The organism is Pseudomonas abieticivorans, assembly GCF_023509015.1.
GTDB classification, from domain to species: domain Bacteria; phylum Pseudomonadota; class Gammaproteobacteria; order Pseudomonadales; family Pseudomonadaceae; genus Aquipseudomonas; species Aquipseudomonas abieticivorans.
The window spans coordinates 2544500-2566532 of the sequence record NZ_CP094975.1 but is presented as its reverse complement, the minus strand read 5'-3'; the positions used below and the strand labels follow the sequence as shown (position 1 = coordinate 2566532).

At 60.1% G+C, this 22033-nt stretch carries 23 protein-coding genes and 2 pseudogenes; 14 read left to right on the top strand and 11 right to left on the bottom strand.

Annotation, left to right across the window (positions count from 1 at the left end):
• Nucleotides 1–23: 23 nt before the first annotated feature.
• From L9B60_RS11515 to trpB, 3 genes and pseudogenes are all read right to left on the bottom strand, one after another.
• The gene (locus L9B60_RS11515) at nucleotides 24–452 is read right to left on the bottom strand and encodes an anti-virulence regulator CigR family protein (RefSeq protein WP_249678691.1); all 429 of its coding nucleotides are present in this window, start codon (nucleotides 450–452) and stop codon (nucleotides 24–26) included.
• Nucleotides 453–578: 126 nt separating this feature from the next.
• Nucleotides 579–1391, bottom strand: coding sequence for a tryptophan synthase subunit alpha (gene trpA / locus L9B60_RS11510; protein WP_249678690.1), 813 nt, complete (start codon nucleotides 1389–1391; stop codon nucleotides 579–581).
• A pseudogene (gene trpB, locus L9B60_RS11505) lies at nucleotides 1388–2612 on the bottom strand (tryptophan synthase subunit beta). The gene trpA and the pseudogene trpB overlap by 4 nt, the downstream one beginning before the upstream one ends.
• Nucleotides 2613–2722: 110 nt before the next feature.
• On the opposite strand from trpB, the gene L9B60_RS11500 reads away from it, so the two are divergent.
• On the top strand, nucleotides 2723–3619 hold the full coding sequence (locus L9B60_RS11500; RefSeq protein ID WP_249678688.1) for a LysR family transcriptional regulator: 897 nt from the start codon (nucleotides 2723–2725) through the stop codon (nucleotides 3617–3619).
• Here L9B60_RS11500 and L9B60_RS11495 read toward each other — a convergent pair.
• Complete coding sequence (locus tag L9B60_RS11495; protein ID WP_249678686.1) at nucleotides 3616–3942, bottom strand: ElaB/YgaM/YqjD family protein; 327 nt, start codon at nucleotides 3940–3942, stop codon at nucleotides 3616–3618. The genes L9B60_RS11500 and L9B60_RS11495 overlap by 4 nt on opposite strands.
• 157 nt (nucleotides 3943–4099) lie before the next feature.
• Between L9B60_RS11495 and L9B60_RS11490 the strand changes: the two genes are divergently transcribed.
• Together L9B60_RS11490 and L9B60_RS11485 are read left to right on the top strand one after the other, a co-directional pair.
• Nucleotides 4100–4315: a dodecin gene (locus tag L9B60_RS11490; RefSeq protein WP_249678684.1), complete on the top strand. Its 216-nt coding sequence runs from the start codon at nucleotides 4100–4102 to the stop codon at nucleotides 4313–4315.
• A gap of 120 nt (nucleotides 4316–4435) precedes the next feature.
• A complete protein-coding gene (locus L9B60_RS11485; protein WP_249678682.1) occupies nucleotides 4436–4657 on the top strand; it encodes a DUF1161 domain-containing protein in 222 nt (73 codons plus the stop codon).
• A 53-nt stretch (nucleotides 4658–4710) separates the two neighbouring features.
• Here L9B60_RS11485 and L9B60_RS11480 read toward each other — a convergent pair whose 3' ends face one another.
• Nucleotides 4711–5712 (bottom strand): LLM class flavin-dependent oxidoreductase, encoded by a 1002-nt coding sequence (locus L9B60_RS11480; RefSeq protein ID WP_249678681.1) that lies wholly within the window; start codon nucleotides 5710–5712, stop codon nucleotides 4711–4713.
• 197 nt (nucleotides 5713–5909) lie between these two features.
• Here L9B60_RS11480 and L9B60_RS11475 point away from each other — a divergent pair, with 197 nt between their 5' ends.
• Together L9B60_RS11475 and L9B60_RS11470 are read left to right on the top strand one after the other, a co-directional pair.
• On the top strand, nucleotides 5910–6338 hold the full coding sequence (locus tag L9B60_RS11475; protein ID WP_249678680.1) for an OsmC family protein: 429 nt from the start codon (nucleotides 5910–5912) through the stop codon (nucleotides 6336–6338).
• Nucleotides 6339–6477: 139 nt separating this feature from the next.
• Entirely contained in the window at nucleotides 6478–6711 is a 234-nt protein-coding gene (locus tag L9B60_RS11470) for a DUF1161 domain-containing protein (protein ID WP_249678678.1), read from the top strand.
• On the opposite strand, the gene L9B60_RS11465 is transcribed toward L9B60_RS11470, so the two are convergent.
• Both L9B60_RS11465 and L9B60_RS11460 read right to left on the bottom strand, forming a co-directional pair.
• The gene (locus L9B60_RS11465; RefSeq protein ID WP_249678675.1) at nucleotides 6708–7118 is read right to left on the bottom strand and encodes a PA0061/PA0062 family lipoprotein; all 411 of its coding nucleotides are present in this window, start codon (nucleotides 7116–7118) and stop codon (nucleotides 6708–6710) included. The two genes, L9B60_RS11470 and L9B60_RS11465, sit on opposite strands and share 4 nt — an antisense overlap.
• Nucleotides 7119–7169: 51 nt before the next feature.
• On the bottom strand, nucleotides 7170–7583 hold the full coding sequence (locus L9B60_RS11460) for a PA0061/PA0062 family lipoprotein (RefSeq protein ID WP_249678673.1): 414 nt from the start codon (nucleotides 7581–7583) through the stop codon (nucleotides 7170–7172).
• Between the two features lie 76 nt (nucleotides 7584–7659).
• On the opposite strand from L9B60_RS11460, the gene L9B60_RS11455 reads away from it, so the two are divergent.
• A complete protein-coding gene (locus tag L9B60_RS11455) occupies nucleotides 7660–8724 on the top strand; it encodes an aminopeptidase (protein WP_249678671.1) in 1065 nt (354 codons plus the stop codon).
• Nucleotides 8725–8736: 12 nt separating this feature from the next.
• Here L9B60_RS11455 and L9B60_RS11450 read toward each other — a convergent pair whose 3' ends face one another.
• Both L9B60_RS11450 and L9B60_RS11445 read right to left on the bottom strand, forming a co-directional pair.
• A complete protein-coding gene (locus L9B60_RS11450; RefSeq protein ID WP_249678669.1) occupies nucleotides 8737–9387 on the bottom strand; it encodes an HAD family hydrolase in 651 nt (216 codons plus the stop codon).
• A gap of 29 nt (nucleotides 9388–9416) precedes the next feature.
• On the bottom strand, nucleotides 9417–9965 hold the full coding sequence (locus L9B60_RS11445) for a gamma carbonic anhydrase family protein (RefSeq protein ID WP_249678667.1): 549 nt from the start codon (nucleotides 9963–9965) through the stop codon (nucleotides 9417–9419).
• A 91-nt stretch (nucleotides 9966–10056) separates the two neighbouring features.
• Between L9B60_RS11445 and prlC the strand changes: the two are divergent.
• Together prlC and L9B60_RS11435 are read left to right on the top strand one after the other, a co-directional pair.
• Nucleotides 10057–12109: pseudogene (gene prlC, locus L9B60_RS11440) on the top strand (oligopeptidase A).
• On the top strand, nucleotides 12106–12372 hold the full coding sequence (locus L9B60_RS11435; protein WP_249678665.1) for a YheV family putative zinc ribbon protein: 267 nt from the start codon (nucleotides 12106–12108) through the stop codon (nucleotides 12370–12372). Before prlC ends, L9B60_RS11435 begins: the two are co-directional and overlap by 4 nt.
• Here L9B60_RS11435 and L9B60_RS11430 read toward each other — a convergent pair.
• Nucleotides 12369–12995 (bottom strand): phosphatase domain-containing protein, encoded by a 627-nt coding sequence (locus L9B60_RS11430; protein WP_349631962.1) that lies wholly within the window; start codon nucleotides 12993–12995, stop codon nucleotides 12369–12371. The genes L9B60_RS11435 and L9B60_RS11430 overlap by 4 nt on opposite strands.
• Nucleotides 12996–13302: 307 nt before the next feature.
• On the opposite strand from L9B60_RS11430, the gene L9B60_RS11425 reads away from it, so the two are divergent.
• The 6 genes from L9B60_RS11425 to L9B60_RS11400 all read left to right on the top strand — a co-directional run bounded on the left by L9B60_RS11425 (nucleotide 13303) and on the right by L9B60_RS11400 (nucleotide 21039).
• Complete coding sequence (locus L9B60_RS11425) at nucleotides 13303–14043, top strand: gluconate 2-dehydrogenase subunit 3 family protein (protein ID WP_249678663.1); 741 nt, start codon at nucleotides 13303–13305, stop codon at nucleotides 14041–14043.
• A 2-nt stretch (nucleotides 14044–14045) separates the two neighbouring features.
• Nucleotides 14046–15830, top strand: a complete 1785-nt coding sequence (locus L9B60_RS11420) for a GMC family oxidoreductase (RefSeq protein ID WP_249678662.1) — start codon at nucleotides 14046–14048, stop codon at nucleotides 15828–15830.
• A 12-nt stretch (nucleotides 15831–15842) separates the two neighbouring features.
• The gene (locus tag L9B60_RS11415) at nucleotides 15843–17144 is read left to right on the top strand and encodes a c-type cytochrome (protein ID WP_249678659.1); all 1302 of its coding nucleotides are present in this window, start codon (nucleotides 15843–15845) and stop codon (nucleotides 17142–17144) included.
• Between the two features lie 162 nt (nucleotides 17145–17306).
• Complete coding sequence (locus tag L9B60_RS11410; RefSeq protein WP_249678658.1) at nucleotides 17307–18365, top strand: PA0069 family radical SAM protein; 1059 nt, start codon at nucleotides 17307–17309, stop codon at nucleotides 18363–18365.
• Nucleotides 18366–18593: 228 nt separating this feature from the next.
• Nucleotides 18594–19313, top strand: a complete 720-nt coding sequence (locus tag L9B60_RS11405) for a carbonic anhydrase (RefSeq protein WP_249678657.1) — start codon at nucleotides 18594–18596, stop codon at nucleotides 19311–19313.
• 193 nt (nucleotides 19314–19506) lie between these two features.
• Nucleotides 19507–21039, top strand: coding sequence for a SulP family inorganic anion transporter (locus L9B60_RS11400; RefSeq protein WP_249678656.1), 1533 nt, complete (start codon nucleotides 19507–19509; stop codon nucleotides 21037–21039).
• A gap of 128 nt (nucleotides 21040–21167) precedes the next feature.
• On the opposite strand, the gene L9B60_RS11395 is transcribed toward L9B60_RS11400, so the two are convergent.
• Nucleotides 21168–21803 (bottom strand): hypothetical protein, encoded by a 636-nt coding sequence (locus L9B60_RS11395; RefSeq protein ID WP_249678653.1) that lies wholly within the window; start codon nucleotides 21801–21803, stop codon nucleotides 21168–21170.
• Between the last annotated feature and the right edge of the window lie 230 nt (nucleotides 21804–22033).

Below are 22033 nucleotides of genomic sequence, written 5' to 3'. Positions count from 1 at the left end.
GCATTCCTCGGCAAACTCAAAAATTAATAAGGCAGTACGCCTTGCATCACTTCGTAAACCACACCGGTACCCACGGCGATCAACACCAGGTCGGGGCCAAACCCGCGCCATTCGTAGCCTGGGTAGTACGGCAGGTGTTCCAGTGCACGCCGGTCCAGCGGGCGGCCGTAGCCTGGCGGCAGCGGGCGGCCGCGCATCACTTGCACCCCTGGCGGCAGGCGCTCGGCGCGGCCGAAGTGTTCGCGGTATTGCTCCACGTCATGGCGGTACGGGCTGAAATCATGAGGCGGTGGGCCGCGGTGATCGTCGCGATGGTCATCGTGCCGATCGTCATGGCGCTGGTCGTGATAACGCTGATCATCATGGCCGTAGCCATCGTCTGCGTGGGCCAGGGAGGTCACACCTACCAACAGCATGCCCAAGGTGGCAATCAACGGTTTGCACAGTTTCATCGAGCGAATTCCTCACTGCTCATACAGCAAAAAGGGGAACCAGGCCGGTAGACCTGATTCCCCTCGGTCTTGCGTAATTAGTACGCAAAACAACAACCTAGTTTCTTTGTATCAGGATCTTTACCCTCAGCCTACACGAGCCTTACGTACGCCCTGGGACAGTTCGGAACACAGTTGCAGGACATTCTTCACTGCCTGGTCGAAATCGTTGGCGGTGGCGATCTTGTCGACCAGCGCCGAGCCGACCACCACGCCATCGGCCAGGCGGGCAATGGCCGCGGCCTGTTCGGGTGTGCGGATACCGAAGCCCACGCTGATCGGCAGGTCGGTGTGGCGACGCAGGCGGTTGATCGCGCTGCTGACCGCTTCGGTGGTGGCAGAGCCCGCGCCGGTTACACCGGCCACCGAGACGTAGTAGACGAAGCCGGAGCTGCGTTCCAGCACACGCGGCAGGCGCGCGTCGTCGGTGGTCGGGGTAGTCAGGCGGATGAAGTCGATGCCGGCGGCCTGGGCCGGGGTGGCCAGTTCGGCGTCATGCTCAGGTGGCAGGTCGACGATGATCAGGCCATCGACGCCCGCTTCCTTGGCTTGCTCGACGAACGCTTGCACGCCAAAGCGATGGATCGGGTTGTAGTACCCCATCAGCACGATTGGCGTGGTGGTGTTATCCACGCGAAACTCACGCACCATCTGCAGGGTTTTCGCCAGGGTCTGGCCGGCGTTCAGGGCGCGCAGTGTCGCCAGTTGAATAGCCACGCCGTCGGCCATCGGGTCGGTGAAGGGCATGCCCAACTCGATCACGTCGGCGCCAGCTGCAGGCAGGCCCTTGAGGATGGCCAGCGAAGCGTCGTAGCCAGGGTCACCGGCGGTCACGAAAGTGACCAGGGCAGCGCGGCCTTCGGCCTTGAGGTCGGCGAAGCGTTGTTCGAGACGGCTCATGCCAGTTTCTCCTGATCTGCGGCGGCCATATGGCTCATCACGGTTTGCATGTCTTTGTCGCCACGGCCGGACAGGCACACCACCATCAGGTGATCCTTAGGCAGGTGCGGCGCGCGCTTGATCACTTCGGCCAAGGCGTGGGCGGTTTCCAGCGCTGGGATGATGCCTTCCAGGCGGCAGGTGGTGTGGAACGCGGCCAGGGCTTCGTCGTCGGTGATGCTGGTGTAGTTGACGCGCTTCATCTCGTGCAACCAGGCATGCTCTGGGCCGATGCCGGGGTAGTCGAGGCCGGCGGAGATCGAGTGGGCGTCGGTGATCTGGCCGTCGTCGTCCTGCAACAAGTAGGTACGGTTACCGTGCAGTACGCCGGGTACGCCACCGTTTAGGCTGGCCGCGTGCTTGCCGGATTCCACACCATGGCCGGCGGCTTCAACGCCGATGATTTCCACGCTGGCGTCGTCCAGGAAGGGGTGGAACAGGCCCATGGCGTTGGAGCCACCGCCCACGCAGGCGACCAGGCTGTCGGGCAGGCGCCCTTCCTTGGCGTGCATTTGTTCTTTGGTTTCCTTGCCGATGATCGACTGGAAATCGCGGACCATGGCTGGGTACGGGTGCGGGCCGGCGACGGTGCCGATCAGGGTAGAAGGTGTCTTCAACGTTGGTGACCCAGTCACGCAGGGCGTCGTTCATGGCGTCCTTGAGGGTGCCGGTGCCGGAAGTGACCGGTACGATCTCGGCGCCCAGCAGCTTCATGCGGAACACGTTGGCTTGCTGGCGCTCGATGTCGGTGGCGCCCATGTAGATCACGCAGGGCAGGCCGAAACGCGCAGCCACGGTAGCGGTGGCCACACCGTGCATGCCGGCGCCGGTTTCAGCGATCAGGCGTTTTTTGCCCATGCGCTTGGCCAGCAGTACCTGGCCGATGCAGTTGTTCACCTTGTGGGCGCCGGTGTGGTTGAGCTCTTCGCGCTTGAAGAAGATTTTAGCGCCGCCCAGGTGTTCGGTCAGGCGCTCGGCGAAGTACAGCGGGTTCGGGCGGCCGATGTAGTCACGCTGAAAGTAGGCCAGTTGCTCAAGGAACTCCGGATCTTTCTGCGCCGCTTCGTATTCGCGGGCCAGGTCCAGCACCAATGGCATCAAGGTTTCTGCGACGTAGCGGCCGCCGAAGTCGCCGAACAGGCCGTTGGCGTCGGGGCCACTGCGAAATTGAGTCTGGGTCATGGAAAGCTCCAGTTAAGGTCTGAGGTAGCAATGGGTCTACTCTAACCACGCCACTGCCGGATGAAAACCGATAAGATTGCGGCAACCTGTCAGGAAAACTCACAGATACCATGAGCCGAGACCTTCCCCCCCTCAACGCGTTGCGTGCCTTTGAGGCGGCTGCCCGCCTGAACAGCGTTAGCCAGGCGGCGGAGCAGCTGCACGTGACCCACGGCGCGGTAAGCCGACAAATCAAAATCCTTGAGGAGCACCTGGGCGTGAGCCTTTTCGTCAAGGATGGCCGGGGCCTTAAACTCACAGATGCCGGCATTCGCCTGCGCGATGCCAGCGACGAAGCGTTCGAGCGTTTGCGCCGGGTATGCGCCGAATTGAGCCAGGGCAGCGCCGATGCGCCGTTCGTGTTGGGGTGCTCAGGTAGCTTGCTGGCCCGGTGGTTTATCCCGCGCCTGGGCCGCCTGAATGCCGATTTGCCTGACTTGCGCCTGCACCTGTCTGCCGGCGAAGGTGATCTGGACCCGCGGCGGCCTGGGCTGGATGCACTATTGGTTTTTGCAGAGCCGCCGTGGCCAGCGGACATGCAGGTGTATGAACTGGCCTGCGAGCGGATCGGCCCGGTGTTGAGCCCACGCTTTGCCCGCTATGAAGCCCTGAAAAATGCGCCGGCGAACTCATTGCTGGGGGAATTGCTGCTGCAAACCACATCTCGCTTGCAAGCCTGGCCCAGTTGGGCGCAAAAAAACGGCATCACCGCCGATAAGCTGCGCTACGGACAAGGTTTTGAGCATTTGTATTATTTACTGGAAGCCGCAGTGGCAGGGTTGGGCGTGGCGATTGCGCCAGAACCGCTGGTGGTGGACGACCTGCGCGCCGGCCGCCTGGCCGCGCCATGGGGTTTTAGCGAAACCCCGGCGCGGCTGGCGTTATGGGTGCCCCGACGCGCCGCGGATGGGCGTGCCAGGCAACTGGCGCAGTGGCTCAAGGCAGAGCTTGAGCGCCAGGTCGATTAATCGCCGCGTTTGAGCAACAGGTAAGCGGCCAGCAGGCCTACCGCACCGACGGCCACGCCAGCGGTGGTCCAAGGGTGTTCCTGGGCATAGTCACGGGTAGCAATGCCGGTTTCGCGGGTTTTCACCTTGACCTCGTCATACACATCGCTAAGCAGGTGGCGCGAGTGCTTGAGGGCGTTTTCGGCGTTGCTGCGCAGGGCTTTCAGGGTTTTGCGCGACTCATCGGAGGCATCTTCTTTCAGGCTCTCCAAGGACTTGAGCAGACTCTCGATTTCCGCTTCCATGCTTTGCAACGAGGCTTTGCGAAGTGAAGTAGTAGCCATGGTGTCTCTCCTAGCAGTGGTGAGGTACGTGTGTAAGTTTCCGACTGCGCTGCTGCGCGAAAGTGCAGTGAATCTGAACTTTTACCGGTCATTTCCCCACAGAGGTAAAAGCTAGCGAGGCTGCTAGGCTCAGATTCACTACCCTAAGGAGAGCGCCATGACTGACCACCACACTTACAAGAAAATCGAACTGGTAGGGTCTTCCGCCACCAGCATCGAAGACGCTATCAACAACGCGCTGGCCGAGGCCGGCAAGAGCATCAAGCACTTGGAGTGGTTCGAAGTGCTGGAAACCCGTGGCCATATCAAGGATGGCCGTGCGGCGCACTTTCAGGTCACCCTCAAGGTCGGTTTCCGTATAGCAAACAGCTGACAATGAAATCGGAAGCGGATGACTGGCCTATTGCCTTTTATTCCGCTACAACAGTTCCAGGGGTCGCCTGCCTTCCGGTGGGCGAATTTTGCTTTTTGATATGACCAGGGAATGTGACCGATGAAGAGAATTTTGTTGGCTGTAGGTGTGTTGTGTCTGGCCAGTTCGGCGTTTGCCGCAGGTAAATCCTGTGAAACGCTGAAAGGCGAGATCGATGCGAAAATCAAGGCAAAAGGCGCTTCGGGTTACTCGCTGGAGGTTGTCGACAAAGGTGCTGCGGCAGACGGCAAGGTGGTTGGCACCTGCGAGGCCGGCAGCAAGGAAATTGTCTACAAGAAGTAATTGCAGCGAATAAAAAACCGACGCCATGGCGTCGGTTTTTTATAGGCGCGGATTTACCCGCGAACCGCCTGTGCCAGCAATTCGTAGGACCGGATGCGGTCCGCATGCTCATACAGGTCGCAGGTAAAGATCAGTTCGTCGGCCTCGGTCTGCTCCAGCAACACCTCAAGCTTAGCCTTGATCTTCTCTGGGCTACCCACCATTGCCAGGCCCAGGAAACTGGCCACTGCGTCTTTCTCATGGGGCAACCACAGGCCGTCCATGCTCTTGACCGGCGGTTGTTGCACCAGGGTCTGGCCGCGCATCAGGTTGAGGATGCGCTGGTAAACGGAGGTGGCCAGGTATTCAGCCTGCTCGTCGGTTTCGGCGGCTACCAGCGGAACGCCCAGCATCACGTAAGGCTTGTCCAATACCGCCGAAGGCTTGAAGTGATTGCGGTACACGCGAATCGCTTCATGCATGTAGCGCGGTGCGAAGTGCGAAGCGAAGGCGTAAGGCAAGCCGCGCATCCCAGCCAATTGCGCGCTGAACAGGCTGGAACCCAATAGCCAAACGGGCACGTTGGTATTGCTGCCCGGTACAGCGATCACTTTTTGATCAGGTGTGCGCGGCCCCAGGTAGGCCATCAGCTCAGCCACGTCATCCGGGAAGTCATCGGCGCTGCCCGAGCGCTCGCGGCGCAAGGCCCTGGCGGTCATTTGATCGGAGCCGGGGGCGCGGCCCAGGCCCAGGTCGATGCGGCCGGGGTACAGGCTTTCCAGGGTGCCAAATTGTTCGGCAATCACCAGCGGGGCGTGATTGGGCAGCATCACGCCGCCGGAGCCGACACGGATGGTCGAGGTGCCACCGGCCAGGTAGCCCAACAGTACCGAGGTGGCAGAGCTGGCGATACCGTCCATGTTGTGGTGCTCGGCGACCCAAAAACGGTGATAGCCAAACTTTTCCACGTGCTGCGCCAGGTCCAGCGAGTTGCGCAGGGATTGGGCCGGGCCCTTGTCCTGGCGAACGGGCACCAGGTCCAGGGTCGAAATCTTGATATCTGCTAGACGTTTCATGAGTGGGGTGCGTCCTCAGTTGTGTGGGAGGCTGCTGCAGCAATTCAGACGTCGGAACAAGCCACCCTTTGCTATGTTGTATGGGCAAATCGCGAATTATCAATAGGCTTGCGTCAATCAGTCTGAACTTGCCCGACTGGCGGCCCTCTGAACCTAGGCAACTGCGCGAACCCTCGCGTCGATCCTGAGGAGGCACTATGAAGAAGACAGCATCAGCCGTCTGGCAAGGCGGCTTGAAGGACGGTAAAGGGCAGATTTCCACGGAAAGTGGTGCGCTGAAGAATAGCCCCTATGGCTTCAACACTCGCTTCGAGGGCCAGCCTGGGACCAACCCGGAAGAGCTGATAGGTGCGGCTCATGCGGGTTGTTTCTCCATGGCCTTGTCGATGATTCTGGGTGAGGCGGGTTTGACCGCCGAGCGTATCGATACCATTGCCGAAGTCACCCTGGACAAGCAGCCGGATGGGTTTGCCATCACTGCGGTGCACTTGATCCTCAAGGCCAAAGTGCCAGGCGCCAGTGAAGCCCAGTTCACTGAGTTGGCCAACAAGGCCAAGGCTGGGTGCCCGGTTTCCAAGGTGCTCAAAGGCGCCGATATCAGCTTGGATGCTACGTTGTTGAGCTGACAGAGTCTGGTCCGCAGATGAATCCGCCCTGCAGGGGGCGCGAATTGTTTGCGGGCCGGATTTTTACCGCCTGATCATGGTCGAATGGGTGAGTGTGGCCTATACGCAACTCCCTGCGCGCCGCCTCAAGGAAGCCATCATGACCAAACGAATTGTTCTGGCGATGCTGTGTTTTGCCGCCACTTCAGCCATGGCTGCCCCCAAGCCGTGTGAAGAGTTGAAGGCGGAGATCGAAGCCAAGATCCAAGCCCAGGGCGTGACCTCTTACACCCTGGAGATCGTGGCCAACGAAGAGGTTCACGACAAGAATATGATCGTGGGCTCATGCGAAGCCGGTACGAAGAAAATCATTTATCAGAAGAACGATCGCTAGAGTAGGCAGTTGACATCACTGTCCTCGGCGACGATCTTGCGCTGCGGGTCATATAGTCGGGCCATGGGCGTGAGGCCCATGGTGCGCGTCTCGATCAGGTAGCGCTGGCCGGCCTTGAAGCCATCGTAATGTATGGTCAGGTAGCACAGGCGTTGGCCTGGATCGCTGAAAAACATCCCGCCCTGGGAAATCTCGTAGTCATAGCGCACGATCAGCTTGTGGGCGCCTGGCGTCACCTGGAAGTACCTGCCGTCGCGTAGTCGTTCACCGTCCAGACGCTCGGCCATCACCACTTTGCCATCGATCATGGTCATGTCGACCCAGGCTTGTTGCGGGTCTTTGGCGGGTAAGGGACTGGCGCAGCCACCCACCAGGGCAAGGCAGAGCAACAACAACGGGCGGCGCATGGCAGACTCCAATGGATGGAACACCCCACCATGATACCGCTGTTACAGGCATCAGGCGTGCTGGCAGCCAGCCGGTTGTGCCTTGCCTACCAGGTAGCGCTGGCCGTCATACAGCTTGGCCCAAGGGCGGAACCCGATGCTGCCAGCCTGCAGTTCGTAGCGCTGGCCCGCGTTGAAATCCTTGAAGTTCAGTTTCAGTTGGCAATCGCGCCACAAGGTGGTTGCCTGTGGGCCGATGTTGGTTGGCTCCACGGGGAACTGGAAGTTGACCAGCAGTTCGTGGCTGCCAGGCTGTACCTCAAAGTAGCGTGGATCGGCCAGCGGCTTGTTATCCACCTTCACGGCATGCAATGAATTATCTTTGTCCACCTTGAGGTCTACCCAGGCCTGGTTTGGGTCTGGGTCGGGCAAACCGGCGCAGCCGGCCAGGGTCACGAAACTGGTGACGATCAATAAGGCACGCATTGGCTTTTACTCCTGACGGGCGAAGTAGCAACTGCTACAAAGGTGATTCACGGCAATGAATGGATTTTTTCTTTTGATGCGCTCACGCCATGGGTCACTCGACCGTCATTTGTACCGCTTTGTTCCCCTGTTGCTGACCTTGGCGCTGAACGGTTGCGCCAGCCTGAACTACTACGGACAGCTGGCTAAAGGCCAGGTCAGCCTGTTGCGCGCTCGGGAGCCGATCGCCCAGGTGATAGCCGACCCCACGCGCGATCCGCGCTTGCGCGAGCATCTCCAGCGGGCCCAGGCTGCCCGCGTGTTTGCCAGCGCACACCTGCATTTGCCAGACAACCAGAGTTACCGGTTGTACGCGGACATCAAGCGCCCTTACGTGTTGTGGAACGTATTCGCTACGCCGGAATTTTCTCTCGAGCCGCAAACCCATTGCTTTCCGATTGCCGGTTGCGTGGCCTACCGCGGTTATTACGACCAGAACGCTGCCCGTGGCGCCGCTGGCCTGCAGAAGCAGGCTGGCATGGACGTTTACGTCAGTGGCGTGGAAACCTATTCGACCCTGGGTTGGTTCGATGACCCGATCATCAGTTCGATGATGAGTTGGGGCGACGAGCGCCTGGCGACGCTGATATTCCATGAGTTGGCGCATCAGCGTTTCTATGTGAAGGACGACACGGAATTCAACGAGTCGTATGCCACCTTTGTCGAGCAGGAAGGCACGCGCCAGTGGCGGCTTGCCCAGGGCCTTTCGCCTACCGGCGAGGACCAGGGGCAGCAGCGTGACCAGTTCATCGAACTGGTACTGGAGACTCGCGACCGCCTGAAGGCACTGTATGGCCAGCCTCTGGCCCCGACGGTGATGCGCGAGAAAAAAGCCGCCGAGTTCGAACGGTTACGCGCTCAGTACAAACAGTTGCAGGCCAGCCAGTGGCAGGGTGACAAGCGCTATGACGCTTGGGTGTACGCCCCCATGAATAACGCCAAGCTGTTGCCATTTGGCTTATACGACCGCTGGGTGCCGGCGTTCGCAGCACTGTTCAAGCAGGTGGACGGTGATTGGCCGACGTTTTTCCAGGCGGTGGAAAAATGGGGCCGGTTGCCGCCCGATGAGCGCAAGGCGGCTATGGTCGAGATTTCGCGGTGAGCTTTACGCGGATTACCCTTGGGTAAAGGCTTGGTGCAGCTGTGCCAAGGTATCGAAGTGGTAGGTCGGCGCCTCGGCCTCCAGTTCTTCGCGGCTACCAAACCCGTAACCCACCGCCACCACGTCCAGCCCATTGGCCTTGGCGCCGATCAGGTCATGCTTGCGGTCGCCGATCATCAGGGTTTGCGCGGGGTCCAGCCCTTCTTCGTCGAGCAGGTGGCGGATCAGCTCGACCTTGTTGGTGCGGGTGCCGTCCAGCTCGCTGCCGTAGATGACCTTGAAGTGCTTGGCAAAATCGAAATGCCGGGCGATCTCCCGGGCAAATTCCCACGGCTTGGAGGTGGCCACATACAAGTGGCGGCCCTGCCCTTCCAGGGTTTGCAGCAGCTCAATCACGCCTTCGAACACTTCGTTTTCGTACAGGCCGGTCACCTTGAAGCGCTCACGGTAAAAGCCCACCGCTTCCCAGGCCTTGGCCTCGTCCATGCCGTAGAACTGCATGAACGCTTGCAACAGCGGCGGCCCGATGAAGTGCTCGAGCTTTTGCAGGTCGGGTTCATCGATGCCCAGCTTGGCCAATGCATATTGGATCGAACGGGTAATGCCTTCGCGCGGGTCGGTCAGGGTGCCGTCCAGGTCGAATAGAATATTTTGATAGTGCATGGTTCTCTCGAAATCGGTCTGTGGGTAAGTCACTCGGCGAGGTTGTAGCCTTCGGCCAGGTGCTGGTCCTTGAGCTTCATGTAGTTGCCAGCGGTGTAGGTGAAAAAGGCCCGCTCCTTGTCAGTCAGGGGGCGGGCCTGCTTGACCGGGCTGCCGACATAGAGAAAGCCGCTTTCCAAGCGCTTGCCCGGGGGCACCAGGCTGCCGGCGCCGATGATGACCTCGTCTTCGACCACCGCGCCGTCCATCACCGTGCTGCCCATGCCGATCAGGATGCGGCTGCCGACCGTGCAACCATGCAGCATGACTTTATGGCCGATGGTCACGTCATCGCCGATCAGCAGGGGAAAGCCGTCGGGGTTGAAGGGCCCGGCGTGGGTAATGTGCAGCACACTGGCGTCTTGCACGCTGGTACGTTGGCCGATGCGGATGCGGTGCATGTCGCCACGGATCACGGTCATGGGCCACACCGAACTGTCGGCGCCGATCTCCACGTCGCCGATCACCACGGCCGAACGGTCGACAAAGGCCCGGTCGCCCAATGTTGGCGTGTGTTGCTGGAATGTGCGAATCGCCACGATAGACTCCTTCTCTGGCGCTGATAGCTGCGCGCAGCGTCGATTGTAATTAAGATGGTCCAGTGTTTCTTCATAGCCAAGGTGTTTAACCGTGAGCGCGAACAACCCGCTTCTGCAGTCCTATGACCTGCCGCCGTTCTCCGCGATTCGTGCCGAGCACGTACAACCGGCGATTGAACAGATTTTGGCCGACAACCGTGCCGGTATTCAAAAGCTTCTGGAAACCCAGGGCAAGCAGCCGAGCTGGGCTGGCCTGGTATTGGCCATGGACGAACTGAACGACCGCCTGGGCGCTGCCTGGAGCCCGGTCAGCCACCTTAACGCAGTCTGCAACAGCGCAGAACTGCGTGAAGCATACGAAGCCTGCCTGCCTGCCTTGAGCGCCTACTCCACCGAGATGGGCCAGAACCGCGAGCTGTTCCAGGCCTATGAAGCCTTGGCCAACGGCCCGGAGGCTGCCAGCTTCGACATTGCCCAGAAAACCATCCTGGAGCATGCGCTGCGTGATTTCCGCCTGTCGGGTATCGACCTGCCGCCCGAGCAGCAAAAACGCTACGCCGAGGTTCAAAGCAAGCTGTCGGAGTTGGGCAGCCGCTTCTCCAACCAGTTGTTGGACGCCACCCAAGCCTGGACCAAGCACGTCAGCGACGAAGCAGCCCTGGCCGGCCTGACCGATTCGGCCAAGGCACAGATGGCGGCCGCAGCCACGGCCAAGGGCCTGGACGGCTGGTTGATCAGCCTGGAGTTCCCCAGCTACTACGCAGTGATGACCTACGCCCACGACCGCGCGCTGCGTGAAGAGGTGTACGCGGCCTACTGCACCCGTGCCTCGGACCAAGGCCCGAACGCTGGCAAGAACGACAACGGCCCGGTGATGGAGCAGATCCTCGACCTGCGCCAGGAACTGGCACAACTGTTGGGTTACGCCAGCTTCTCGGAGCTGAGCCTGGCCACCAAAATGGCCGAGTCCAGCGACCAGGTGCTGACCTTCCTGCGTGACCTGGCCAAGCGCAGCAAGCCGTTTGCCGCCCAGGACCTGCAGCAACTGAAGGCCTACGCGGCCGAACCAGGGTTGCCCGGACCTGCAAAGTTGGGACAGCGGGTTCTACGGCGAAAAACTCCGTGAGCAACGTTACAGCGTGTCTCAGGAAGCCCTGCGTGCCTACTTCCCGATCGACAAAGTGCTGGGTGGCTTGTTCGCCATCGTCCAGCGCCTGTACGGCATCGAGATCGCCGAGCAAAAAGGCTTCGACACCTGGCACCCGGACGTTCGCCTGTTCGAGATCAAGGAAAACGGCCGTCACGTCGGGCGTTTCTTCTTCGACCTGTACGCCCGCGCCAACAAGCGCGGCGGCGCGTGGATGGACGGTGCGCGCGACCACCGCCGTACCGCTGATGGCGCGCTGCAAAGCCCGGTGGCCAACCTGGTGTGCAATTTCACCCCGGCCGACGCGGGCAAGCCTGCGTTGCTGACCCACGATGAAGTCACCACCCTGTTCCACGAGTTCGGCCACGGCCTGCATCACCTGCTGACCCGCATCGAGCATGCCGGTGTGTCCGGTATCAACGGCGTGGCGTGGGACGCGGTCGAGTTGCCAAGCCAGTTCATGGAAAACTGGTGCTGGGAGCCGGAAGGCCTGGCGCTGATTTCCGGCCACTATGAAACCGGCGAGGCCCTGCCCCAGGACCTGCTGGAAAAAATGCTGGCGGCCAAGAACTTCCAGTCCGGGCTGATGATGGTCCGCCAGGTCGAGTTCTCGCTGTTCGACTTCGAGTTGCACGCCACCCATGGCGACGGCCGCAGCGTGCTGCAGGTGCTGGAAGCTGTGCGTGACGAGGTATCGGTAATGCGCCCACCGGCGTACAACCGCTTCCCCAACAGTTTCGCGCATATCTTTGCTGGCGGTTACGCGGCCGGTTACTACAGCTACAAATGGGCCGAAGTGCTGTCGGCCGACGCTTTCTCGCGCTTCGAGGAAGAAGGCGTGCTCAATGCCGAGACCGGCAGGGCCTTCCGCGAAGCCATCCTGGCCCGTGGCGGTTCCCAGGAGCCGATGGTGTTGTTCGTCGATTTCCGCGGGCGCGAGCCGTCGATTGATGCACTGTTGCGCCACAGTGGCCTGAGTGAGGAAACGGCAGCATGAGCACCACCAAGAAGCGCTTCATCGCCGGGGCGGTGTGCCCGGCGTGCAGCGAGCCAGACAAACTGAAGATGTGGAGTGTGGACGACGTGCCGCACCGTGAGTGCGTGGCGTGCGGTTATTCCGACACGCTGAACGCCCAAGGCCAGTCGATACCCAATGAACTGGGTACCCGGGTCAACCAGGCGGCCCCCAAGGTCGCCAACCCCAAGGTCCAGACGGTGCAGTTCTTCCCCAACCCCAAGCTGAAGAAACCTGAAACCTAAGTCAGGCTTTTGAACAGCCCCTTGATCGCACACGCGGCCAAGGGGCTGGTGCTGCAGGCTCCGCTGGCCAGTGCGCTGCGCACGTCCTCGACGTTGACGCCATTGATGTAGTCAATGCCGTATTTCACCCGTTTGGCATCGCCGAACCCGCCTTGAGTCATCTCCTCGATGGCCGCCTGCTTGGTCCAACCCTGAATAACCACCCGATACATCGCGCTCACCAGCCCGGTGCGGTCCAGGCCATGTTTGCAATGGATCAACACCGGCCCCTGGGTTTCGGCCTGCTGAATGGCCCGCAGCGAAGCAATGATGTCGGCGTCATCGACGTGCACGGTGCGCATTGGCAATTGCACTTGGGTGATACCCGGCGTGGTGAGCCAGCTTTTATCGGACTCAGGCAGGAAGCTGACTACGGTCTTGACCTTGAGTTGGTCAAGCAAGGGCAACGCTTGTGCATCGGGTAGGGCGCTGCGATAAAGCGTGGGGGACATCTGGTAGAGATTGTAGTGTGGGGCGACTGGCTGGGCCCATTGCGCAGGGCGATCTGCAGCCTGCGCCATGGCACAGGTTGCCACGCCCAGGCAAAAAGTCAGGGCCAGGGCGATTTTGCGGGTAACGAGCATAGGGGCGGTATCCGGACGAAGCGGTTATCAGTGGCCGCAGACTGCCGCTTGAAGTGTCAAAACTCTGTGAGCGATTTGTAAACAGGCTGTTGCAAATGATCGGCAGACTCTGAAACCGGTTTCATTTTCTGTGGCAAATCGCTACATTTCACGCCGATACGATTAATCCAGCCTTCGCTCAAACTTTCGCCTTGCCCTGTGCTCCTAAAAATACGTCGTCATCTACAGTCGATGTAGCCGAAAAAAAATATAAGCCGCCAGCAAAGCCGCGCCCGGTCCACCGTGGACCGAATGATGAGGAACCCCCATGTCTGAAAATGACCAAGAAAACCCGCGTCGGGATTTTCTGCGTAAAACCCTGACACTGATTCCCGTGGTGACCGTAGCCAGTACTGGCCTGGGCGCCAGCGCTCTGATGGCGGCCCCGGAAAAAGCAACCGCCGCGCAGCCCAAGGCTCCGACCGCGGCGGCCCCGTACGAGCCCACCTACTTCACCGCTGAAGAGTGGGCGTTCGTCAATGCTGCCGTGGCGCGGTTGATCCCTGCCGATGATCTGGGCCCAGGCGCGCTGGAAGCGGGTGCGCCGGAATTTATTGATCGGCAGATGAACACGGCCTATGCCAGTGGTTCGTTGTGGTTCATGCAGGGGCCGTTCGTGGCCGATGCACCGGCCGAGATGGGTTACCAGTTGCAGTTGGTACCCAAGCAGATCTACCGCCTCGGCATTGCGGCCACCGACGCCTGGACCAAAAAGCAGGCCGGCAAGGTGTTCGCCGAGCTCGATGGCGCGGCGCAGGACGATGTACTTAAAAAGCTCGAAGCGGGCGACATCCAGCTCGACGACGTTCCCGCCAAGGCCTTCTTCAGCCTGATGGTGCAAAACACCCGCGAGGGCTTTTTCAGCGACCCTATCCACGGTGGCAACAAGGGCCTGGTCGGCTGGACCATGGTCGGCTTCCCCGGCGCGCGCGCCGATTTCATGGACTGGGTAGAACGCAACGAGAAGTACCCCTTCCCGGCAGTTTCCATTCGCGGCGAGAGGGCTTGAGCATGGCTACGGTAATGAAAAAGGTCGACGCGGTGATCGTCGGTTTCGGTTGGACTGGCGCGATCATGGCCAAGGAACTGACGGAAGCCGGCTTGAATGTCGTTGCCCTGGAACGTGGCCCTATGCAGGACACCTATCCGGACGGCAACTACCCGCAGGTCATCGATGAACTGACCTACAGCGTGCGCAAAAAGCTCTTCCAGGACATCTCCAAGGAAACCGTGACCATCCGCCATAGCGTCAACGACGTGGCCCTGCCGAACCGCCAACTGGGTGCGTTCTTGCCGGGCAAGGGCGTGGGCGGCGCAGGTTTGCACTGGTCGGGCGTGCACTTTCGGGTCGACCCCATCGAGTTGCGCATGCGCAGCCATTACGAAGAGCGCTACGGCAAGAAATTCATCCCCGAAGACATGACCATTCAGGACTTCGGCGTGACGTACGAAGAACTGGAGCCGTTTTTCGACTTTTCCGAGAAGGTATTCGGTACCTCCGGCCAAGCCTGGACCGTCAAGGGCCAACTGGTCGGCGATGGCAAGGGCGGCAACCCTTATGCGCCGGATCGCTCCAATCCGTTCCCGCTTGAGTCGCAGAAGAACACCTATTCCGCGCAGCTGTTTCAGAAAGCCGCCAACGAAGTCGGCTACAAGCCCTATAACCTGCCGTCGGCCAACACCTCGGGGCCTTACACCAACCCGTATGGCGCGCAGATGGGCCCTTGCAACTTCTGCGGCTTTTGCAGTGGCTATGTTTGCTACATGTATTCCAAGGCCTCGCCGAACGTGAACATTCTTCCGGCGCTGCGCCAGGAGCCCAAGTTTGAACTGCGCACCAACGCCCATGTGCTGCGCGTGAACCTGGACAGCACCAAGAAAAAAGCCACCGGCGTGAGCTACGTCGATGCCCAGGGCCGCGAGATCGAGCAACCGGCCGACCTGGTCATCCTGGGGGCGTTCCAGTTCAACAACGTGCGTTTGATGCTGCTGTCCGGCATCGGCAAACCCTACGATCCGAAAACCAATGAGGGCGTGGTGGGCCGCAACTTTGCCTACCAGAACATGGCGACCATTAAGGCGTTCTTCGACAAGGACGTGTTCACCAACAACTTCATCGGTGCCGGTGGCAACGGCGTGGCGATCGACGACTTCAACGCCGACAACTTCGACCATGGCCCCCATGGCTTCGTCGGTGGTTCGCCGATGTGGGTCAACCAGGCCGGCAGCCGGCCGATTGCCGGCACCTCCAACCCACCGGGCACGCCGGCCTGGGGCAGTGCCTGGAAGCGCGCCACAGCCGACTACTACACCCACCAGGTGTCGATGGACGCCCACGGCGCGCACCAGTCCTACCGCGGCAATTACCTGGACCTGGACCCCACCTACAAGGATGCCTACGGCTTGCCGCTGTTGCGGATGACGTTCGATTGGCAAGAAAACGACATCAAGATGAACCAGTTCATGGTCGACAAGTTGAGCAAAGTCGCCAAGGCCATGAACCCCAAGTCCATCGCCCTGCTCGGCAAGAAGGTTGGTGAGCACTTCAACACCTCGGCCTACCAGACCACCCACCTCAATGGTGGCGCGATCATGGGTACCGATCCGAAAACCAGTGCGCTGAACCGCTACCTGCAATGCTGGGACGTGCACAACGTGTTCGTGCCGGGTGCTTCCGCGTTCCCACAAGGCCTGGGCTACAACCCTACTGGCCTGGTGGCGGCGCTGACTTACTGGTCGGCCAAGGCCATCCGTGAGCAGTACCTGAAAAACCCAGGCCCGTTGGTACAGGCATAAGGAGCGGTGACCATGAAAAACCTGTTTATCGCTTCGCTGGCCGTGGCCAGCATGCCCCTGTTCGCCGCCCAGGCGCCCGACAACAGCCTGATCAAGCAAGGCGAATACCTGGCGCGCGCCGGCGACTGCGTGGCCTGCCACACCGCCAAGGGTGGCAAGCCTTTCGCCGGTGGCCTGCCGATGGAAACGCCGATCGGCACGATTTACTCCACTAACATCAGCCCGGACAAGCAAACCGGTATTGGTGACTACAGCTTTGAAGACTTCGACCAGGCCGTGCGCCATGGTGTCGGCAAAAGCGGTAGTACCTTGTACCCGGCCATGCCTTACCCTTCCTACGCACGTGTCAGCGACGACGACATGAAGGCGCTGTATGCCTACTTCATGAAAGGCGTGGAACCGGTTGCCCAGGAAAACAAGGCGGTGGATATCCATTGGCCACTGAGCATGCGCTGGCCCTTGGCGTTCTGGCGTGGCATGTTTGCGCCCAAGGTCGAGCCCTTCAAGGCGGCGGGTACGGACGAGGCCGTCAATCGCGGCGCCTACTTGGTTGAAGGCCTGGGCCACTGTGGCGCTTGCCACACGCCGCGTGCCCTCACCATGCAGGAAAAAGCCCTCAACCCGGCCGATGGCAAGGAGTTCCTGGCTGGCAGTGCGCCGCTGGAAGGCTGGATCGCCAAGAGCCTGCGCGGTGACCACAAGGACGGCTTGGGCAGTTGGAGCGAAGCCGACCTGGTGGCATTCCTGAAAACTGGCCGCAGTGACCGCAGCGCAGTGTTTGGCGGCATGAGCGATGTAGTCGAGCACAGCATGCAGTACATGAGCGATGCCGACCTCACGGCCATTGCCCGCTACCTGAAAACACTGCCGCCCACCGATCCGAACGACAAGCCCCAGGTGTACGACAAGCAAGTCGCCGACGCTTTGTGGAAAGGCGACGACAGCAAGCCGGGCGCCTCGGTGTACATCGACAACTGCGCCGCCTGCCACCGTACCGACGGCCATGGCTATACTCGCGTGTTCCCGGCCTTGGCCGGTAACCCTGTGCTGAACTCGGCCGATGCCACCTCGCTGATCCACATCGTACTCAAGGGCGGTACCTTGGTGGCGACGCACACTGCACCGTCCAACTTCACCATGCCGGGTTACGCCTGGCGGCTGTCGGACCAGGAAGTGGCAGATGTGGTGAACTTCATCCGCACCAGTTGGGGTAACCAGGGGTCCGAGGTCAAGGCGAGCGACGTGAAAAGCTTGCGTACCGACGACATGAAGAACACCTCCGGGGATGACTTGGGGCAGGTGACTTCGCATTGATCCAATAGAGCGCTGCGTATGATTCGCGGATCAATCCGCTCCTGCACGGGCTGCCTGTAGGAGCGGATTGATCCGCGAAAAGGCCGACGCGGTGATGGATGGTGCTCCTTTCTTCACGGCAGCCCCTATACTGTACATAGATACAGTATCGAGGTTTGCCTGATGTCTACCCCTATCCCCCCACGCGGTCGCGGCACTGCCACCAACCCCCACAACCGTTTCGCGCCCAACCGTTCGGTGGCTGAGGATGACGGCTGGTATCAGGAAGTACCGCTTACCCAAGGGACCGAGGTGCGTTTCGAAACCTCAAAAACTATCATCACCCGCAATACTTCTCCCGACCTGCCCTTCGACCGCTCGATCAACCCCTACCGCGGCTGTGAGCATGGCTGTATCTACTGCTATGCAAGGCCCAGCCATGCCTACTGGGACATGTCGCCGGGTCTGGATTTTGAAACCAAGTTGATTGCCAAGACCAACGCCGCCGAGTTGCTGGAGCAACAGCTAAGCAAGCGTGGCTATGTGTGTGCGCCCATCAACCTGGGGTCCAATACCGACCCTTACCAGCCCATCGAACGCGAACAACAGCTGACCCGCAGGTTGCTTGAGGTGTTGCTGCGCTATCGTCACCCGGTCACTATCGTGACCAAGGGCTCGCTGATATTGCGCGATTTGGACCTGCTCAAGGAGTTGGCCGAACAGCGTTTGGTGTCGGTAATGATCAGCCTGACCACGCTGGATGACGAGCTCAAGCGTATCCTTGAACCTCGCGCCGCCGCACCCAAGGCGCGTTTGCGAGCCATACGGGTGATGCGAGAGGCAGGTATACCCGTGGGGGTACTGTGTTCACCGATGATCCCGATGATCAATGACAGCGAGTTGGAAAGCCTGCTGCGCGAAGCCAAGGCGGCTGGTGCCTTGACGGCCAATTACATGATGCTGCGCCTGCCCCTGGAAGTGGCGCCGCTGTTCGAGGAGTGGCTGCATGCGCATTATCCGCAGCGAGCAGAGCATGTACTTAGCCTGATCCGGCAGAGCCGTGGTGGCGAACTTTACGACAGCCGGTTTGGCGCGCGCATGCGCGGTGAAGGTGTGTTTGCGGATCTGTTGGCGCAACGCTTCAGTGCCGGCATCAAGCGTTACGGGTTGGATCGTCGGGAAGGCTATTCACTAGATTGCACGGTATTTTGCCCACCAGGCGGCCAGCTGTCGCTGCTATGAGGTAGTGGCCAGTGATGCTTATTTGATATTGTTTTGATGGCCTTGTTTGGCTTGAAAGCTGCAGGCTAGAGCCTTCGATTCAGGTTCAGTTAAGTTTGGGCAGTTAACGTAGATCACGAATGACTGGATAGTCACTATCCTTCAGATGTCATCTCGCAAGGCATGCGTTATTGGAGCGTTTACCCGGTAAAATGGGAAATATCCTTAAACCGTCAAAGAGGATGCACCATGAGCGATAAGGATCAATCCCAGGATGGTTCGCCACCCGAGGCCGAGTCTGCCGAGCAGGCGTTGAAGACGCTGGTCGATGGGTTTTTGCATTTCCATCATGAGATCTTCCCCCAGCAGGAAGAGCTTTTCAAAAAGCTCGCCACGGCTCAGCGGCCGCGGGCGATGTTCATTACCTGCGCAGATTCGCGCATCGTGCCCGAATTGATTACCCACAGCTCGCCCGGCGACCTGTTCGTGACTCGCAACGTGGGTAACGTTGTGCCTCCTTACGGCCAGATGAACGGTGGCGTTTCAACCGCCATCGAGTACGCGATCCTGGCGCTGGGTGTGCACCACATCATTGTCTGTGGGCACTCGGACTGCGGCGCCATGCGCGCAGTACTCAACCCGCAAAGCCTGGAAAAAATGCCGACGGTCAAAGCCTGGTTGCGCCACGCCGAAGTGGCCAAGATCGTCGTGGAAGACAACTGCAACTGCGCTAATGAAGCCGAAAGCATGCAGGTGTTGACCGAAGAAAACGTCATCGCCCAACTTCAACATTTGCGCACGCACCCCTCGGTGGCTTCGCGCATGGCCAGCGGGCAGTTGTTTATCCATGGCTGGATCTACAGCATCGAAACCAGCGAAATCAGAGCTTACGACGCTGAACGCGACTGCTTCTTGCCTTTGGATGGGATTAATCCAACGCCAAGTGCCACGCCTAAAGGGCGCTTCTAGCGTTCTGTAGAGCACCTCAAAGGGCCTCGTAGCCGCCAGGATCAGGCGGCCGGGCCCGCGACCGTTTTGGAAAATGTGAACATCCGGGTGAGCTTTCGCCAGGCGGCTTCCGGCTGCCCGAAAAATGCCCGGGACGCAGTTTTTCCGGGGCGGCCACGGGCTGGGGCCTGACTTGTCATTCAGGAGAACCGACATGAATTTTGCGCAAATCAAAGCGGCGTTACCGCGGGAACTGCTCGCTTCGGTGGTGGTGTTTTTGGTGGCCTTGCCGTTGTGCATGGGCATTGCCATCGCTTCGGGCATGCCACCGGCCAAAGGTTTGATTACCGGGATTATTGGCGGTGTGGTGGTGGGCTTTCTGGCTGGCTCGCCGTTGCAGGTCAGCGGCCCTGCGGCAGGGCTTGCGGTGTTGGTGTTCGAGTTGGTGCGCCAGCATGGCATGGCCATGCTCGGGCCCATTTTATTGCTGGCCGGTTTCCTGCAATTACTGGCCGGGCGCTTCAAGCTGGGTTGCTGGTTCCGTGTCACGGCGCCAGCCGTGGTGTACGGGATGCTGGCCGGCATCGGCGTGCTGATCGTGCTGTCGCAGGTGCATGTGATGCTCGACAGCGCTCCGCAGCCGGCAGGGTTGGATAACTTGCTGGGCTTCCCTGCGGCGTTGGCCCAGGCCATGCCGAGCATCAGTGGCGGGGTAGGTTGGCAAGCTGGCCTTTTGGGCCTGCTGACCATCGCGATCATGTGGACCTGGGAGCATTACCGGCCCAAGTCATTGCGCTTCGTGCCAGGCGCGCTGCTGGGGGTGGGCGTTGCCACGGTGATCAGCCTGGTGCTGTCGTTATCCGTCAAGCGTGTGCAGGTGCCCGACAACCTGGCCGAGGCGATCGATTGGCTGCGCCCGGCGGACCTGCTCAACCTGGCAGACCCCGCGCTGTTGATCGCGGCGTTTGCCGTGGCCTTTATCGCCAGCGCCGAAACCCTGCTCTCGGCGGCAGCGGTCGACCGGATGCATAGCGGGGTACGTTCAGATTTTGACCGGGAACTGTCTGCCCAAGGTGTAGGCAACATGCTGTGTGGCTTGCTAGGTGCGCTGCCGATGACCGGGGTGATCGTGCGCAGTTCGGCCAACGTGCAGGCAGGTGCGCAAACCCGAATGTCGGCGATCTTCCATGGGATATGGCTGCTGGCATTTGTGGTGGCGTTGTCCAGCGTGCTGCAAAGTATTCCGGTCGCGAGCTTGGCGGGTGTGTTGGTGTACACCGGGGTGAAGCTGGTGGACATGAAAGCGTTTCGCGGCCTGGGGCGCTATGGGCGCATGCCTATGTTCACTTACGCGGCAACCGCATTGGCGATCATCTTCACGGACTTGCTGACTGGCGTTTTGCTGGGTTTTGCCCTGACCTTGCTAAAGCTTGCCCTGAAGGCGGCTCGATTGAAAATCAGCCTTGTCAGCCGTGAAGAAGAGAACGTGATGGAGTTGCGCCTGACCGGTGCGGCGACCTTTCTGAAGGTGCCGGCGTTGACCCAGGTGTTGGGCACTGTCCCGGCCGGTACCACGGTGCATGTACCGTTGGCAGGCCTGAGCTATATCGACCACTCCTGCCTGGAGTTGTTGGAGGAATGGGGCCGGGCGAACCAGGCCAAGGGCTCGCGGTTGATCATCGAGAGCCGAGGGCTGAAGCGGCGGACCGAGGGGCGCTTGCGTACCACCAATGGCTTTGGTACATAGGGAGAGATGTCTATGACATCTATCCCATACACGCCGCAGATATGCCTGTAGGAGCGGATTTATCCGCGAAGGCTGCACTGCGGTGTGCGTGATGCACCGTGTTGATTTTTTCGCGGATAAATCCGCTCCTACAAATTTAAGTCCACACCCAACTGCCGCGACATGCACGGCCACTTTTTCCAGGCCTCACCGGTCTCGGCACTGGTCAGCTTGTCACGGTACTGCTCGACCGACTCGCGGGCGAAGCTGTCTTCGTTGAGCAAACTGTCTACCGAATGATGCACCGCTTCGTCCAGTTGGTTGGCGAACGCTTCGCCAATCAATTGGTGGGCGATCAGGCTGGCCATGGTGGTGTCCAGCGGGATCAGCGGCTGCTTGAATTCGCGGATGTACAGGTCATTCACCTCCTCGACCAGCCGATGCGCCAGGTAGGCCTCATCCAGCAAGCTGTCCAGCCCCACGTGCCCTTCCATGACCTTGGGTGGCTGAATGAAGTATTGCTCGGCGATTTTCAGTACCGGTTTGATCTGCGACTCGATACCGGCCTTGATGGCGACGTCATTGGCGGCATCAAGCATGTCGGGTACTTGCTCGATGTAGGCAGTTACAAAACGAGTTAATACACCCTTGGCATCGCTGTCTGGCAGCTGGATGGCGGGGTGCAGGTGTGGCAGTTGTTTTTCCAGTAGCAACGTCAGATGGCCAGTCTCGGCCTCATGTTGGTGGGCACGCTGGATCTGCTCGCGCAATGCGGCGGTGTTCATGGAGTCTCCAGGGGAAGGGGCTGTATCGGGGAAAGTCTAAGATAGCTCGATTTGAACGTTTGCTAAGACGCATTTGTAATAATCGCGTAATCGTTTTATGCATCTAGCTATAAGACGAAATCAACTTCGGCTACAGGCCACGGATTGCGCTTAGCTCAAGAGCGCGGGCTGCGTGCAAAATTTCATTTTAAGCCCGCGCGTTGCGAGGTACAGGGTGCTGACTATACTCG